Annotated in this window: 13 protein-coding genes and 1 pseudogene; 4 read left to right on the top strand and 10 right to left on the bottom strand. The window is 67.9% G+C overall.

The features are described 5' to 3' along the window. Positions 1 to 63: 63 nt before the first annotated feature. Positions 64 to 1,311 (bottom strand): IS4 family transposase, encoded by a 1,248-nt coding sequence (locus tag GA0074694_RS28065; protein WP_091464188.1) that lies wholly within the window; start codon positions 1,309 to 1,311, stop codon positions 64 to 66. Here GA0074694_RS28065 and GA0074694_RS28060 point away from each other — a divergent pair. After that, positions 1,310 to 1,651, top strand: a complete 342-nt coding sequence (locus GA0074694_RS28060) for an SAM-dependent methyltransferase (RefSeq protein WP_091462949.1) — start codon at positions 1,310 to 1,312, stop codon at positions 1,649 to 1,651. The two genes, GA0074694_RS28065 and GA0074694_RS28060, sit on opposite strands and share 2 nt — an antisense overlap. 161 nt (positions 1,652 to 1,812) lie before the next feature. Here the strand turns inward: GA0074694_RS28060 and GA0074694_RS28055 are convergent, their stop codons facing one another. From GA0074694_RS28055 to GA0074694_RS28030, 6 genes are all read right to left on the bottom strand, one after another. Beyond that, entirely contained in the window at positions 1,813 to 2,907 is a 1,095-nt protein-coding gene (locus tag GA0074694_RS28055; RefSeq protein WP_141714293.1) for a terpene synthase family protein, read from the bottom strand. After that, on the bottom strand, positions 2,904 to 3,650 hold the full coding sequence (uppS, locus tag GA0074694_RS28050; protein ID WP_091462947.1) for a polyprenyl diphosphate synthase: 747 nt from the start codon (positions 3,648 to 3,650) through the stop codon (positions 2,904 to 2,906). Before uppS ends, GA0074694_RS28055 begins: the two co-directional genes overlap by 4 nt. Positions 3,651 to 3,724: 74 nt before the next feature. Next, on the bottom strand, positions 3,725 to 5,164 hold the full coding sequence (locus GA0074694_RS28045) for a cytochrome P450 (protein ID WP_091462946.1): 1,440 nt from the start codon (positions 5,162 to 5,164) through the stop codon (positions 3,725 to 3,727). Positions 5,165 to 5,541: 377 nt separating this feature from the next. Further along, positions 5,542 to 6,918 (bottom strand): cytochrome P450, encoded by a 1,377-nt coding sequence (locus tag GA0074694_RS28040; protein ID WP_218105830.1) that lies wholly within the window; start codon positions 6,916 to 6,918, stop codon positions 5,542 to 5,544. A gap of 750 nt (positions 6,919 to 7,668) precedes the next feature. Further along, positions 7,669 to 8,253, bottom strand: a complete 585-nt coding sequence (locus GA0074694_RS28035; protein WP_245714950.1) for a GNAT family N-acetyltransferase — start codon at positions 8,251 to 8,253, stop codon at positions 7,669 to 7,671. Beyond that, a complete protein-coding gene (locus GA0074694_RS28030; protein WP_218105829.1) occupies positions 8,240 to 9,460 on the bottom strand; it encodes an RNA-guided endonuclease InsQ/TnpB family protein in 1,221 nt (406 codons plus the stop codon). Before GA0074694_RS28030 ends, GA0074694_RS28035 begins: the two co-directional genes overlap by 14 nt. A gap of 38 nt (positions 9,461 to 9,498) precedes the next feature. On the opposite strand from GA0074694_RS28030, the gene tnpA reads away from it, so the two are divergent. Continuing rightward, positions 9,499 to 9,894, top strand: coding sequence for an IS200/IS605 family transposase (gene tnpA / locus GA0074694_RS28025; RefSeq protein ID WP_091460663.1), 396 nt, complete (start codon positions 9,499 to 9,501; stop codon positions 9,892 to 9,894). 246 nt (positions 9,895 to 10,140) lie between these two features. Here the strand turns inward: tnpA and GA0074694_RS28020 are convergent. Next, positions 10,141 to 10,895, bottom strand: a pseudogene (locus GA0074694_RS28020) (IS5 family transposase); the annotation flags it as partial. A gap of 234 nt (positions 10,896 to 11,129) precedes the next feature. Further along, positions 11,130 to 11,369: a winged helix-turn-helix domain-containing protein gene (locus GA0074694_RS28015; RefSeq protein WP_245714949.1), complete on the bottom strand. Its 240-nt coding sequence runs from the start codon at positions 11,367 to 11,369 to the stop codon at positions 11,130 to 11,132. Positions 11,370 to 11,560: 191 nt separating this feature from the next. Between GA0074694_RS28015 and GA0074694_RS28010 the strand changes: the two genes are divergently transcribed. Then, entirely contained in the window at positions 11,561 to 11,758 is a 198-nt protein-coding gene (locus tag GA0074694_RS28010; protein WP_091462944.1) for a hypothetical protein, read from the top strand. A 16-nt stretch (positions 11,759 to 11,774) separates the two neighbouring features. Next, entirely contained in the window at positions 11,775 to 12,938 is a 1,164-nt protein-coding gene (locus GA0074694_RS28005; RefSeq protein ID WP_141714292.1) for a helix-turn-helix domain-containing protein, read from the top strand. Positions 12,939 to 12,964: 26 nt separating this feature from the next. On the opposite strand, the gene glgA is transcribed toward GA0074694_RS28005, so the two are convergent. Then, complete coding sequence (gene glgA / locus GA0074694_RS28000; RefSeq protein WP_091462942.1) at positions 12,965 to 14,167, bottom strand: glycogen synthase; 1,203 nt, start codon at positions 14,165 to 14,167, stop codon at positions 12,965 to 12,967. Between the last annotated feature and the right edge of the window lie 24 nt (positions 14,168 to 14,191).

The following is a 14,191-nucleotide window of genomic DNA, read 5'->3' as shown; positions in this document are numbered from 1 at the left end:
CTGCGGTGCCGGCGGGGCGGTAGCGGCTTGCGGCCCAGCTCGGCGAGTGCGTGGGGCAGGTGGTCAGTCCAGTCTCCAGGGGGGAATGCCCGCCGTCCCGGTGGCGGTACGGCGGGCGATTCGCAGCGCGCGGGTGAAGCTGATCCGGTCGGGGTCGAGGTCGGCGGCTTCGGCCGCGCGGGTGATCAACGCGGCGAGGGCGTGGTGGACGATCAGCCAGGCCCAGATTTCCTGGTAGGCCAGCTCCGGCAGCCTTGAGCGCAGCAGACGGCCCGGGCCGCGTAGGTGCGTCTTGAGCTGGTCGTTGCTGGTCTCTTCTTCCCAGCGCAGGTGGTAGGCCTCGGCCAGCTCGTCCGCGTGGGCCTCGGCCGGGTCGAGGACGGTGGTCAGCAGCACGATCAGCTCGCCGGTGCCGTTGCCGTCGCGGTCGGGCACGTCGTACTCGACCACTCGTACCAGATACGCCAGCTCAGGGGCCAGATCCTGCCCAGCGCGGGCAGCGGCGACGATGCGGTCCCGGCGGGCGCCGCGGATCTTCGGGTTGATCACCACGGACACATACGTGCCGTCGGCCAGCACCCGCACGACCGGCAGCCGCAGCCCGGTCGGCGCCCGCCACAGCAACGCCGCCCCGGTGCCCGCCGCAGCAGACCAGGCGTCGAAGGAGTAGAACCCCCGGTCGGCGGTCAGCAGCTCATCGCGGCGCAGCCGCGGGTACAGCCGCATCGCCAATGTCTGCTCCCCGGTGCCATAGCCGGACACCTCCCCGGCCAGGAACGCGTGCGTGCCGCACTCGGCCAACGCCACCACCCGAGCCTTCGGATACGCCGACCGGTTGCCCCCCGAGCCGGCGTAGCCAAACTCGGCGGCGTTACCCGGCGTGTCCGGCAGGTCCACATCGAAGCCGTCAATAGCAAGGACTCGCCACCGCCGCAGCCACACCCCCCGCGTATCAGTCGTGCCCACCGGCTGCACCACCGACTCGAAGATCTCCTCCATGACCGGCGCGCCCAGCCGCTGCCGCGCCTGGCTGATCCCCGACGCGGTCGGCACCGACCAAGCGGCGTCCCAGCAGCCGAACCGGGTCAACGCCCCGGTGACCTTCGTGGCGACCTCTTCGTAGTCATCCTCACCGAACAGGCACAACGCCATCGTCAGATAGGCCACCACATGCGGCGGAAGCTTCCCATCCGACCGCTTGGCCCCAACCCCAAACCGGGCCACCGCCGCGTCCACCGCATCCCGCGGCACCGCGGACACCAGCACCCCCAACGACACCTGATCCGCCGTCACCGCCACCGTCTCGGACATGACCGGCAAGCACACCAGCACCCGACCTGCCGGTCACGCCACCACGCCGACCATCCACAAAGACCCAGTCCAACCCCATGATCAAATTAGGCTACGTGGCATTGACCCCAGACCGGACAACGCCGGTGGCGCCAAAGATGTCTACAAGAACACCAAGTATCCGGCCACCCACCGTTCGCGCGAGCAGATCGAACGCTTCTTCGACGGCGTGCACCTCGTCGACTCCGGCCTGGTGTGCGTTTCCGACTGGCGGCCCGACACCGAAACCGACATCAGTCCGGAGGAGGTCTGGATCCTCGGCGGCGTAGGCCGGAAACCGACTGCGGATCAACCTCACTGAGGTGATCTCCGCAACCGCGTACGGGTTGATTGGTGCGACACGGGCGAAGGCGGCCACTCCGGCGGCAGGGGAAACAGGCGTGGAGCCAGCGATAGACACGTCCTTGCGACAGAAACACGTCTTCGAGAGGGCTCCACGTAATTGCCTAATTACGCCCGCACCTACCAAGGCATCCCGCTCGGCGCGGGGCTTGTGATGTCGAAGTGGCTGCGATGGTAGGTCGCGATGCCGGAGGTGATTCCGTCCCAGATGAAGCCGTCTCCCCGGTAGCGGGATGTGGCGAACTCGAAGAGGACGTCGCCGGGGAGCATCAGGCTGAGTTCGGTGAGGTAACTCTCCAGCCCTTCGAGGCCCGCCCACCGCCCCTCGCGGATGCGGTTCGAGCGTAGTGCCAACTCCTGTTGGAGCTTGCGCAGATGTGCGGCAAGCTGGTCCACGGACGCTTGGAGGTCGAGTCCTTCGGCCACGTGCCACACGGCCAGCGCGTTGGTCTGCCAGTGGCCGCAGGCAATCTCCTTGCCGAAGGAGACCAGGTCATTGACGAACGCGGTGTGCTCCGAGACGAGCGCCAGCGCTTCAACGACGTCAGGGTCCGTGAAGAACTCCTCCGGGAACGACAACCCGAGAACGAAATCCGCCACTCTCACATAGACCGGCGTGCCGACATTGAACCGCCTGAAGCGTCGGTAGTCTTCGAACCGAAAGATGTCGCCCGCGTCTGCCATTTCGATGCCCCGCAGTTCGGCTTCGACGAACTCCTTCAGGGCGGCTGTGAGCCGGGCCTTCTGCCCTGTGGTCATGTCCGAGGTGACGGACGTCCACGCATCGGCCAGCATCCCGGTAAGGGGGTCCAGGTCCGGGATTGACGAGCTGGACGAGAGGGAGACCAACCGCTTTGCGAGGCTGGCGGTGCGCTCCGACACCTCCTCGGCGTCCAACCGGTCGGTCAGGTCGTCGAAGGCACACATGAACTGGATGAGCCTGGCCATGGCGACCAAACGGTCGGGAACGCCGTGAGGATATATGAGGATCAGCCACCAGGGCTGGCGTCGCGCGAGAAATGCGGCGATCGTCTGCTCATCGAATTCCATTCGTTCCAGATAAGGGCGAGTCCACGCGTCGATCTTCCGCTCCATGTCGGCGGTTTCGGGGTGGAACTGCGGCTCGATCCCGGTAACTAGTTCCGGTACGACGAAAGGGCGTCCGAAGACATCGGGGCTGGGCGGAACGGGCATTTCAATCTCCTTGCCGGTCACAGACCGCTGCGGCGCTGGCGTTTGGCATAGACGGACAGAGCGTCGTCGAAGTCTCCTCGGCTGAAGTCGGGCCAGCATACGGGTGCGAAGTGGTATTCCGCATACGCCGTCTGCCAGGGCATGAAGCCGGACAGCCGTTGCTCCCCCGATGTGCGTATGACCAGATCGGGGTCCGGCTGCCCGGCCGTATACAGGTGCCGGGCCAGCTCCGATTCGTCCACGATCGGACCGGGCACGGCCCTCCCCGGCGACACGGCACCGGACGAGTGCTCATTCATCAGGGCGCGGGCCGCCTGCGCGATCTCCTGGCGTCCGTCGTAGGCGATTGCCACATTCGCCACCATGCCTTGAATGTCAGCGGTATCGGCCTCTATTCCAGACAGCAGATCCTGGGTGCGATCGGGTAGGGCCTCCAGTACGCCGATGGGTCGGATCCGCCAACGCCGCTGATCGGCAAGTTCCCGAAGCCCAGTTGTGATGACCTCGAGAAGCGCCCGCACCGCCTCATCGGACCGGCGCAGATTGTCCAACGACAACACCCACACGGTCACATAACCGATGCCCAACTCCTCGCACCAGTCCCACAAGTTACTCACTTGCACCGCGCCCCGCCGGTACCCCTCGACAGCGGGCAGCCCGTGACGCTGCGCCCAGCGCCGATTGCCGTCGAGGATGACGGCCACATGTTCCGGCATATCAAGACTCTGACCCTGCAGCCTGCCCAACGGTTTCTGCTCACTCATAACACTTCACGTCCCCTCAGGCGTTCTGATGGTGCGTGCGCCAGGGCACCTGGAGCACTCGGTCAGCGGAAGCGTCACGAGCCTTGGCCGGTCTCATGCGGGGTGCCGGCCGATCCCTCCTGCCCCCGTGCGGGCACGGGATCCTCCGTCGCGGAGGGGAGGGGACGGGTCGGCGTTCTCGGGGTGACACGCAGGCGCAGCCCCTTGGGATGTAGCACCACGCCGACCTTCAGCGTGGCCTGTGATCCGGCCACCGGCTGAACCCGCCAGCGCTGCAAGAGCACGGCCAGGGTCGAGGCGGCCTCGGCCAGGGCAAAGGCGTCACCGATGCACTTGCGGACTCCGGCTCCGAAGGGGAGGTACGCCTCGCGCTGTTCGCGTGTGCAGTTCCCTTGCCGCCAACGGTCGGGATCGAACCGGTCAGGATCGGCGTAGATCGTCGGATCACGGAGCAACGTACGAATGCTGAAGTAGAGTTCCGCGCCCTCGGGTATCCGGTAGCCGCCCAACGCGGTCCGCGCGCGGGTCACCCGGCTGACCACCCAACCCGGTGGGTACAGACGCAGTGTCTCGGTCAGGACACGCTGTAGCTGGGGCAGTCGTGCCAGGTCGGCATGGGAGGGCGGTGCTCCGTCGAGCACCGTGTCGATCTCCTTCTCCACCCGTGTGTACCAGTGCGGATGGCGGACCAGAAGGCTGAGGGTCCAGGCCAGCAGCGCGGCCGTGGTGTCGATGCCTCCGATCATGAAGCTCCAGATGTGGCCCTGGACCTCTTCGTCGCTCAGCGCGACGGTGCCGTCCGGTCCACGTACCAGAAGCAGGCTGAACAGGTCTTCGTAGTCACCTGGATCATCGCGGCGGTGGCGGATCATCGAGTCGATGGCCGAGCGCGTCCGCGCTTGCGCCTCGCGGTATCGGCGATTGGCCGGCAGCGGCAGTCGGCCATAGGCCGGCAGGATCGTCCTGGCAAGGAGACCGCTGCTGATGACCGGCAGGTCGTGCTGGAACTGATCGACACACCGGACCGAGACGGGATCGGTGAACAGTGAGTTCGTCAGCGTCTTCGTGGTCAGGCACGTCATTTCCCGGTCGATGTCGACTACCTGACCCGGTCGCCACCGCCCGACAATTTCCGTCGCGTTGTGCACCATCTGCCGGTTGTAATCCGGTATTCGGCTGGGGTGGAAAGCGGGCTGCATCAGCGGCCTTGCGACCCGGTGCGCCTCGTTCGGGCACGCCGCGAGGCCGCCGTTTCCGCCCCATAGCTTGATAAACGCCTCGACGACCCCGCCCCCTTTGTCGAAGTCGCCGCGGCCGGAGATCAGCATGTGCCGCAGCAGGGCGGGGTCATTTACTACACAGGCGGTCTTGGGGCCGAGCCCGATGCGGACCAGAGGGCCGTGCCGAGCTGCTCTGTCGAAGAAACCGAAGGGGTCGCGGGCCAGTCCCGGCAGGTGCCCCAGGAACGGCAGTTTTCTCGGCAGGTAGGGAACTTCCTTCAGCCGATCACTCATCGAACTCCTCGTATGAAGAGCGGACGTGGCTCAGCAGGCCCCGCCCTGGTTCGTAAGGCGCACCAGCGGGCGCACCACATTACGCATCACGTGCGCGGGTGGACAGCGAAGCGACCATTGCGTAGCCGGCTACTGTTCGGCTCCGAGTGTGCCGATTCGCCGCACTATCGCGAAGTGCACGGGCATTCCGCGGGGGACGCGCGTTTCGGTTCATGGGCTCTCACCCCCCCCCGGATTCCGCACCACCAATGAAGTGGTGAGGCCTGGGATCCGGTCGGCTTCATGCTGCCCTGAACGAAACGTCTGATGAAGACGGAGAACCCTCGGCAAGGGCGCGGCCAGCCAGGCGGTGCAGTGCGCCAACCGGAGCCGGAGAATCAGGTCCTGGAATGCCTGGGGTGTGGAATGATCCGTAGTTCGGTGGGGCTCAGGTCTGAGCGAAAGCGTTTGCGTACACGGCTGTTGGGCGCCGGCCGGAGGTGCCACCGGGTCAAAATCGTACTCAGAGCGATGGTTGCTTCCGCCATACCGAAGGTGTCGCCGATGCACTTCCGGCGCCCTTGGCCGAAGGGTATGTGCGCCTGCCGTGTGGAGGCGCTGACGGGTGTGTCCCAGCGGTCAGGGTCGAACCGCTCGGGTTGAGGAAAGTGAGCGGGATCGTGTTGAAGCTGGTAGGCGCTGAAGAGGAAATCGGTCCCGGCGGGGAAGCGGTGGTCGCCGAGGGTGACCTCTCGTGTGTTGACCCGGGTCATCATCCAGACGATGGGGTACAACCGCAGGGTCTCCTGTAGCACGTTGCGGGTCAGCCGGAGCTTTCTGAAGTCCTCCGGGCCGACCGTGCGCCCGTTCAGGACGCTGTCCATTTCGTCCTGAAGGCGTCGTTGGATGTCGGGGTGCTGGGTGAGGAGGTGTACGGCCCAGGCGAGGGTGCAGGCCGTGGGTTCCGTTCCGCCGAGGAGGAGGGTGATGATCTGGTCGACCAGCTCTTGGTCGGTGAGGGCGTCCCCGTCGGTATCGCGGGCTGCCATGAGGTTGTCCACCAGGCTTCCCGCGGTCGGCCGGGTGCGAGCCGCTGCGATGGCCCGGCGTGCCGAGGACTGTAGTTGGCTTCGGGCCTGCTCGAAGCGCCGGTTGGCGGGGAGCGGGAGCCGGCGGATCCAGGGATGAGGCAGGGCGGTGCGGATCAGCAGTCCGGCCTGGAAATCAGCGATCTTGTCCGCGAGCCAGCTGGACTCGGGCAGCTCGGCTTCGGGCAGCAGGGTCCGCGCGAGTGTCCGCGCGACCAATGCGTGGGCCTCGGCAAGAAAGTCGATCTCTTTTCCAGCTGCCCAGGACGAGATCATGGCGTCGCTTTCCTGCTGGAACACAGAGGCGTAACCGTCGATGAGGCCGGGACCGAAGGCCGACTGCATGATTCTCCGCTGCCTTCGGTGCTCCGCGTGTGCCGAGGTCACCAGCCCGTTGCCCACGAACGGCCGCGCGTTGTCCAGGATGGGGCCGCCCTTGTCGAATGCCTCGACATCAATCACCAGCATGCGGTGCACCAGTTCGGGGGCACAGACGAGGTAAGCGGGTCGTGGGCCGAGGCGAACTCGCACGATGGAGCCGGCCTGCCGGCAGGCAGCCAGCCAGGGCGGCGGATTCCTCGCCAGGTAGGGCGCATGCCCCACCAGGGGGTATGCCCCCGGAGCGTCGGGTATGGAAGAGCCCGAGCGGATCACTGCGCGGTCGGATTCGCGCGTCATGGCAACCATCACCGCCTCATAGAGCGAAGTGTCGGATGGGTGAGGGCGGCCCGGAGAAGCCCGCCGTCGGCCAGGAGACTCTGATCGTCACCTCGTACGCGAACCCGCGCAGAGTCTCGATGACGTGGAATCTCAGAGCACACGTAGGGTCACAAGTTGCTGATGTTACGTTGTGAAACCGAATGTTACAGCTGTGAACTATAGCCTTGACCTGGTGCGTCGCACCAGAGAAGACCCGCTGCCCCTGACGCCGCCGCTCACGAAACTGGCGTGAGTCGCTGTCGTCCCCTTGCGTCAGCGGCCGGGGTTGTCGGGAGTAAAGGTCGTCTCCGTACGGCACGACACGGGCCGCCGAAACAACCTGCACCCCGAGACGATCCACCACGGACCAGCCACCGAGTTACGAGACGTCCCTTAGGTGTTCCTGGACTGTCCGGGCTGCGAACCTGCTGAGCGCCATCCCCCGTCTCCACCCTCCGCCGTCAGCACTGAGGGGGTCGGACGGGCCCCTTCACCGTGGCCACGGTTCGCCCGTGCGTACCTCTCAGGCGACGACCTACCGCCTGGCCTGGCGCGGCGGCTCCCACAGATCCCGGTCCGTGCCGAGCTGACAGAGGAAGGCGGGTGGTAGTCCGCAGGAGGGGTTCTGGCCGGTGTGGAGGGGTTGCCCAGCCGGTGCGGGAGTGCAATGGGCCGACCCCAACAACTCAGCGGAACGAGCGCCCGGAGGCCGGACGCCGTCTCGCGAGCGAGGAGGATTCAGCGGGCGGAAACCGGCTCGGACGACGGCCGCCACTCCCGCATGAGCAGCCCGTACACCCACGAGTCCGAGACCTCGCCGTTCACGATGCAGTCCTCCCGCAACGTCCCTTCACGCACGAAACCGAGCTTCTCGAGGACGCGGGCAGATGCCACGTTTCGCGTATCGGTCTCGGCCTGGACTCGATTCAGGTCCAGCGTGTCGAATGCCCACCGCAGCAAGGCGTGCGCGGCCTCCGTCGCGTAGCCGTGGCCCCATGCTGCATCGTCGTAGCAGTAGCCCAGCGACGCGCTGCGGTAGTCGGGGTTCCACCGGGTCAGACTGCACCAGCCGATGAAGCCCCCGTCGGAAGCACCGTCCACGGCCAGCCGCGTCCCGGTGCCTTCTTCCGCCATCTGCCGGCAAGCCGTGATGAACCGCTCGGCGCGCACACGTTCGGTCCAGGGCGGCGCGTCCCAGTAGCGCAGCACGTAGGCGCTGCTGTGCAGCGCGAAGAGGGCGGTCGCGTCCGCGTCGTTGAAGGGACGCAGTCGCAGGCGAGCGGTGTGTAGCGTGGGGATGGGCAGGGACTTAACGATCCCCACGAATGAATCCGGGGGATTTTCCTCCGGGGCCAGGCCCTGGGTTCCCAGCTCGGACCGCAGCTGATCCACCGTCCCGGAAGGAGGCGATCAGATGTCTTACGTCGTCGGCACTGGCACGGTCGCGTTCGGCCGTGGCGAGGATCGTCCTCGCGGCGTTTCGGTCGCGGCATGCGGTATAGCCGCATGCCGCGCACTCGAAGGTACGGATACCCAGTCCGAGGCGAAGATTGGCTCTCTCGCCGCACTCGGAGCAGGTCATCGTGGTGTAGGCGGGCGGTACCAGCACCACCTTGCGGCCCGCCCGCGTACCACGCTCGATCAGTTCTTTCTTACATGCGCCGATCGCCGCGTCGGCCGCTTTGCGGGCCATCGTGGTGCGGGCGAGGAATGTCGGCTTGAAGTCCTCGACCGCGATCAGCGCGTGGTGGTCAGTGACGTTCTTGGCCCAGACGCGGGCGTCGTGGGTGTTCTGTCGGGCGGCCTTTGTCGCGACCCGGGCGGCCTGCCGCTTCGCGGTCTGGTAGCCCTTCGACGGGGCGTGTCCCTTGGGACGACGGCGGCGGGCCATCGTGCGCTGGGCCTTGGCCATCTCGGCGGCGCACCGGCGGCGATGGCCGAGGTGCGGCAGGTCGAACGCCGGGTCGGTCGTGGCGGCGGTGGTCTTGATACCCCAGTCGACGCCGATACCCGGCGAGTCCGACTCGGGTGCGGTGGTGATCTCACGGCGGACCACGAACGAGGCGTACCAGTGGCCGAGGGTGTCTTGGTAGACGCGCACGCTGGTCGGCTCGGACGGCAGTTCCCGCGACCAGACGACCGCAACGGTCACCGTGCCCGGCAGGCACAGCCGGCCGTCTTTGATCCGGAAGCCGCGGGTGGTGTACTCCAGGGTCGGCAGCGAGTCCTTGAGCCGCTTGACCTTCGGTCGGCCCCGGCCCTTGACCGTGAACGAGTGGGCCAGGGCGGCACCATAGGTGCGCAGTGTCTGCTGCTGTGCGACCTGCGATCCCTCGCGCAGCCAGGCATGACGGCTGCGGGCCTCGGCCAGCAGTTTCGACAGCCTCCCGAACGTCGGCTTGCGGCCGGTCTTCTGCTGGTGCACAGCTTCGTTCCACAACCACCGGCACCGGCCCCACTCGTCGAGCAGTGCGGCCTGCGCGATACGGCCGGGCCGCAGGCGACAGGTGTAACGCACTGTCTCGTCCACCCCGAACACTATACACCACACTGCTATATAGTCTCGGCGTGGACGAGGTCAGGTCGAACAACAACGTCGTGTACCGCTGCCACTACCACGTCGTCTGGTGCCCGAAGTACCGGCGCAAGGTCATCGACGGCACGGTGGACGAGCGGCTCAAAGAGATCATCCGTGAGGTTTGCGCCGAGCGGAACGCACCGATCGAGGCGATCGAGACGATGCCCGACCACGTGCACCTGCTCGTGGTCGTGGACCCGCAGTACGGCATCCACCGCCTGGTCAAGCAGATCAAGGGTCGATCCTCCCGTCTGCTGCGCCAGGAGTTCCCGCACCTCAAGTCCCGGATGCCGACCCTGTGGACCAACTCGTACTTCGTCGCCACGACCGGCGGCGCCACTTCGGAGGTGGTCAAGAGGTATGTCGAGAACCAGCGCAACGTGTGACCAGACGCCCATCCGCCTTGGCAGCGAACGGGCTATCCCTGACCTGCTCCGCAAGGGTTCCGTTTCCTCCCCACGGCCAAAGCCGGGGGTTTCCACGGAAGACATCCGATGAGTGCCATGATGCCTCTCTGGCGGGCAGTAAGAGACCGTCGGGTAACCGGGTGACTACGTGGCGAGAAGTCGCTCAACGTTGATGCGTTGGGCGGCTTCGCGCTCGGTGGCGTTGGCCCAGCGGACTGTTTGACCGGCCAGACGTATCGTCATGAGTCGAATCATCGCTACCTTGATCATGGCCTCGGAGTTGGCGGTGAGCCGCTCGTAGTCGCGGGCCAGACGCCGGTTGCGCACCAGCCATCCGAGAGTCCTCTCACCATCCACCTGCGTGGGAGGACCTGGAAGCCCTTGACGTCGTCGGTGCGCTTGACGATCTCCAGCAGCATGCCGAGCTTGTCTTTCGCCCAGCTCACCAAGGTGGAGTCGATGCTGTTGGCATACCCGCCGTCGGCCCAGACGAGGGCGATGGTGGTGAAGGTCTCGGCCAGTCGTTGCAGGATCCGGAGGCCGCCGGGACGGTCGTTGACCGAGGCGGAGGTGACCATCACGACCAGGATCAGCCCCATCGTGTCCACCACCAGGTGCCGCTTGCGGCCGGTGGTCTTCTTGCCCATGTCGAACCCGCGGCATTCGCCGCCCTCACTGGATTTGATCGACTGGGCGTCCAGCACCGCCGCTGTCGGCTCCGGCTCACGACCGGCCGCGACCCGCACCTGCCGGCGAAGCTCGTCGTGGATCGCGTCCCACGTCCCATTCTTCCGCCACGTCGTGAACCAGCGATGTGCCGCGTCCGGCGGCGCCAGATCCCGCGGCATCATCCGCCACGGACAGCCCGACCGCAGCACATAGAAGATCGAATCCAGGATCAACCGATCTCCCCACTTGCGCGGCCGGCCGCCTTTACGCAGGTCACGGACCGGCATCAAGGGCGCGAGGACCGCCCACATCGCATCGGTCAAGCTCGACGGATAGCATGAACGGGCGTCATCCCCGCCACAGTTGCAGTTGCGCACACAACGCGATCACGGCGGGGATGATCTATTTATCGAGCACCCGGCATCGACGTGTCTCCCCGTAACAGAAAGCTCCGAGCTGGTTACCCGACGGTCTCTAAGACGTGCCGCCCATCCGCGCGCCTCTCCACAGACGAACTGATGGAACCGCTGCGCGGCCCGTAGAACCTAGGCGGGCGGGCTCGCTGCCACGAACGACCCCTTGCCCTGCCGGGTGATGATCCAGCCCCGCTCTTCCAAGATCCGGAGGGCGTATCGGACTGGCCACGCGCTCGACTGGTACTGCTCGCGCAACTCGGCGATGGACGGCAACTTGTCGCCAGGTTGGAGCGTGCCCTCGCGGATCGAGGCCGTCACGTCGGCGATGACCTGCTCGTAAAGCGGTGCCTGCGGCATGGTGATGCCCACCTCTCGTCAGCGATCCGATCTTCGCACCAGAGGTGACGCGCTGTGCATGCTCTGTTGACTGTGCAGGCAGTGCCTTCTAAGTTGATTGGCGGTGGAGGTCCTCTCGTCAGCAGCGGAGTACCTCCGTACCGGGCGGGGTGGTTCCCCCGTGCCACCCCGCCCCTCCCACCCACGACCCCGAGGAGGCACGGATGCGTGAGCGTCCGCATGACGGACCGTTGCCGGCGGCGCACCCGGTGCCAGGTGCCCGACCGCCCCACCCCGACGGGGACCGGGTGCCGGGTCCGGCGCGTCCGGGCCGCGCGCCGCTAACCCGGAGGCAGTACGCCTACGGTGTGACGGTCGCGCTGCTCGTCCTGGTCCTGCTCGTGGTCGGGATCCTTCGGTGAGCGGGACGGGCCGGCGGTGAACGAGCTACCGGTGGGCCGCCGGGTCGCCCAGTGGCGGGTACGGCGGAACATGACCCAGCAGCAGTTCGCCGACCGCCTCGGCAGGTCGAAGAGCTGGGTGGACAAGATCGAACGCGGGGTGCGTCGGCTGGAACGGGTGTCCAGCCTCCGGGAGGTCGCCGACGCGCTCCGGATCGACCTGGGACTGCTGCTGGCCGACCAGCCCAGCCGACCGGACCCCGCCGCCGCAGGTGTGGAGGGGGTACGGACCGCCCTGTCGCGGTACCACGTCGAGCCTTCGACCGGGCCGGTCGACGTCGCCGAGTTGCGGGCCCGGCTGGGCCACGCGGAGCAGAGCTACCGGCACGCCCGGTACCCCCAACTGCTCGCCCTGCTGCCCGGCCTGCTCGACGCCGCCCGTGCGGCGCGGGCCGCCCGCCCCGACCGGTCGACCGCCGCGCTGCTGGTCTCCGGGTACGGGCTCACCGCCCTGGCGCTGGTCAAAGTCGACCAGGGGGAGCTGGCCTGGCTGGCCGCCGACCGGGGAATGGCGCTCGCCCTGGCCACGGGTGCCCCGCAGGTCGCCGCCGCTGCCACGGTGCCCCTGGCGCAGGTCCTGCGGCACGGTGACCGCCGACGCCCGGCGATGGAGACGGCCGTCGTCGCCGTACATCGGCTGAGGTCGGCGCGGTCCGGTGCCGCCGCAGATCCGTCCCTGCTCGGGACGCTGCTGCTCCAGGCCGCCCTCGCCGCCGCCGGCCGAGGGCTGGACCGTGACGCGCGGCAGTTGCTCGACCGGGCTGCGGAGATCGCCGGGGACGTCGGGGCCGGTGACGGCGGGTTCGGTCGGGCGGCGGTCGAGGCCGCGCGGGTGGTGGCCGAGACGGCCCTCGGGGACGTCACGGCGGCGACGGTACGACACGAGCGGCTGACGGCCGGCGGCGAGTGGCGGCGGCTGCCGACCGAGCACCGGGCCGCCTACCTCCTCGACGTGGCCCGCGCGTACGTGCTGGCCGGCGACCTGCGGCGGGCGGGCCGGGTGCTGCTGGAGGCGGAACGCACCGCCCGCAGCGAGGTGCACGACCGGCCAGCGGTACGGGACCTGGTCGCCGTCGTGGCACGGTCCGCTGACGCCCCGACTGACCTGGCCCGCCTCGCCGCCGCCCTCTACGTCACCTGAGTCGCGACCTTCACGCCAGCCGAGCCCTACGACAGCAGTGAGCGGTAGACCTCGACGGTGCGTTCGGCGATGGCGTCCCAGGAGAAGTGCTCGACCGCCCGGCGGCGACCGGCGCGGCCGAACGTCTCCACCCGCTCCGGGTCGGCGAGCAGCGCGTTGACCGCCCCGGCCAGGTCGGCCACGAACCGGTCCGGGTCCAGCGGGGTGCCGCTGCCGTCGGTCGCCTGCTCGATCGGCACGAGCAGCCCGGTCTCGCCGTCGGCGACCACCTCGGGGATGCCGCCGGTGGCGGTCGCCACCACCGCCGTCTCGCAGGCCATCGCCTCCAGGTTGACGATGCCCATCGGCTCGTAGACGGACGGGCAGACGAAGACGGTGGCGTGGGTGAGCACCTGGATAACCTCGTGCTTGGGCAGCATCTCGGCCACCCAGACCACCCCGGACCGCTTCGCCCGCAGCTCGTCGACGAGCCCCTCCACCTCGGCGGCGATCTCCGGCGTGTCCGGTGCGCCGGCCAGTAGCACGAGCTGCGCGTCCGCCGGCAGCGACCGGGCGGCCCGGAGCAGGTACGGCAGGCCCTTCTGCCGGGTGATCCGCCCGACGTAGACGACGCTGGGGCGGGACGGGTCGACGCCGAGCCGGGCCAGCACGTCGGTGCCGTGGTCCGGGGCGTACTGCGCGGTGTCGATGCCGTTGTGCACCACCCGGACCTTCGCCGGGTCCACCGCCGGGTACGCGGCCAGCACGTCGCGCATCATGCCGGCGCTCACCGCGATCACCGCGTCGGCCGCCTCGATGGCGGTCCGCTCGCACCACGAGGAGAGCGCGTACCCGCCGCCGAGCTGCTCGGCCTTCCACGGGCGCAGCGGCTCCAGGCTGTGCACGGTGACCACGTGCGGCACCCCGTGCAGCAGCTTCGCGGTGTGCCCGGCGAGGTTGGCGTACCAGGTGTGGCTGTGCACCACGTCGGTGCCGGCGCAACCGGCGGCCATCGCCAGGTCGACGCCCATGGTGCGCAACGCCGCGTTCGCTCCGGCCAGCTCGGCCGGCTCGGCGTACGCGGTGACACCGGGTTCGGTACGCGGCGCGCCGAAGCAGTGCACCCGCACGTCGGCGAGTCGGCGCAGCTCACGGGCCAGATACTCGACGTGTACCCCGGCCCCGCCGTACACCTCCGGCGGGTACTCCCGGGTGAGCAGGTCGACGCGAAGCGGCGCGAAGTCGGTCATGTCCGCAATCTAGTGCACACCCGG

Source organism: Micromonospora inyonensis, assembly GCF_900091415.1.
Taxonomy (GTDB): Bacteria; Actinomycetota; Actinomycetes; order Mycobacteriales; family Micromonosporaceae; genus Micromonospora; species Micromonospora inyonensis.
This window is presented reverse-complemented; position numbering and strand designations above follow the sequence as displayed.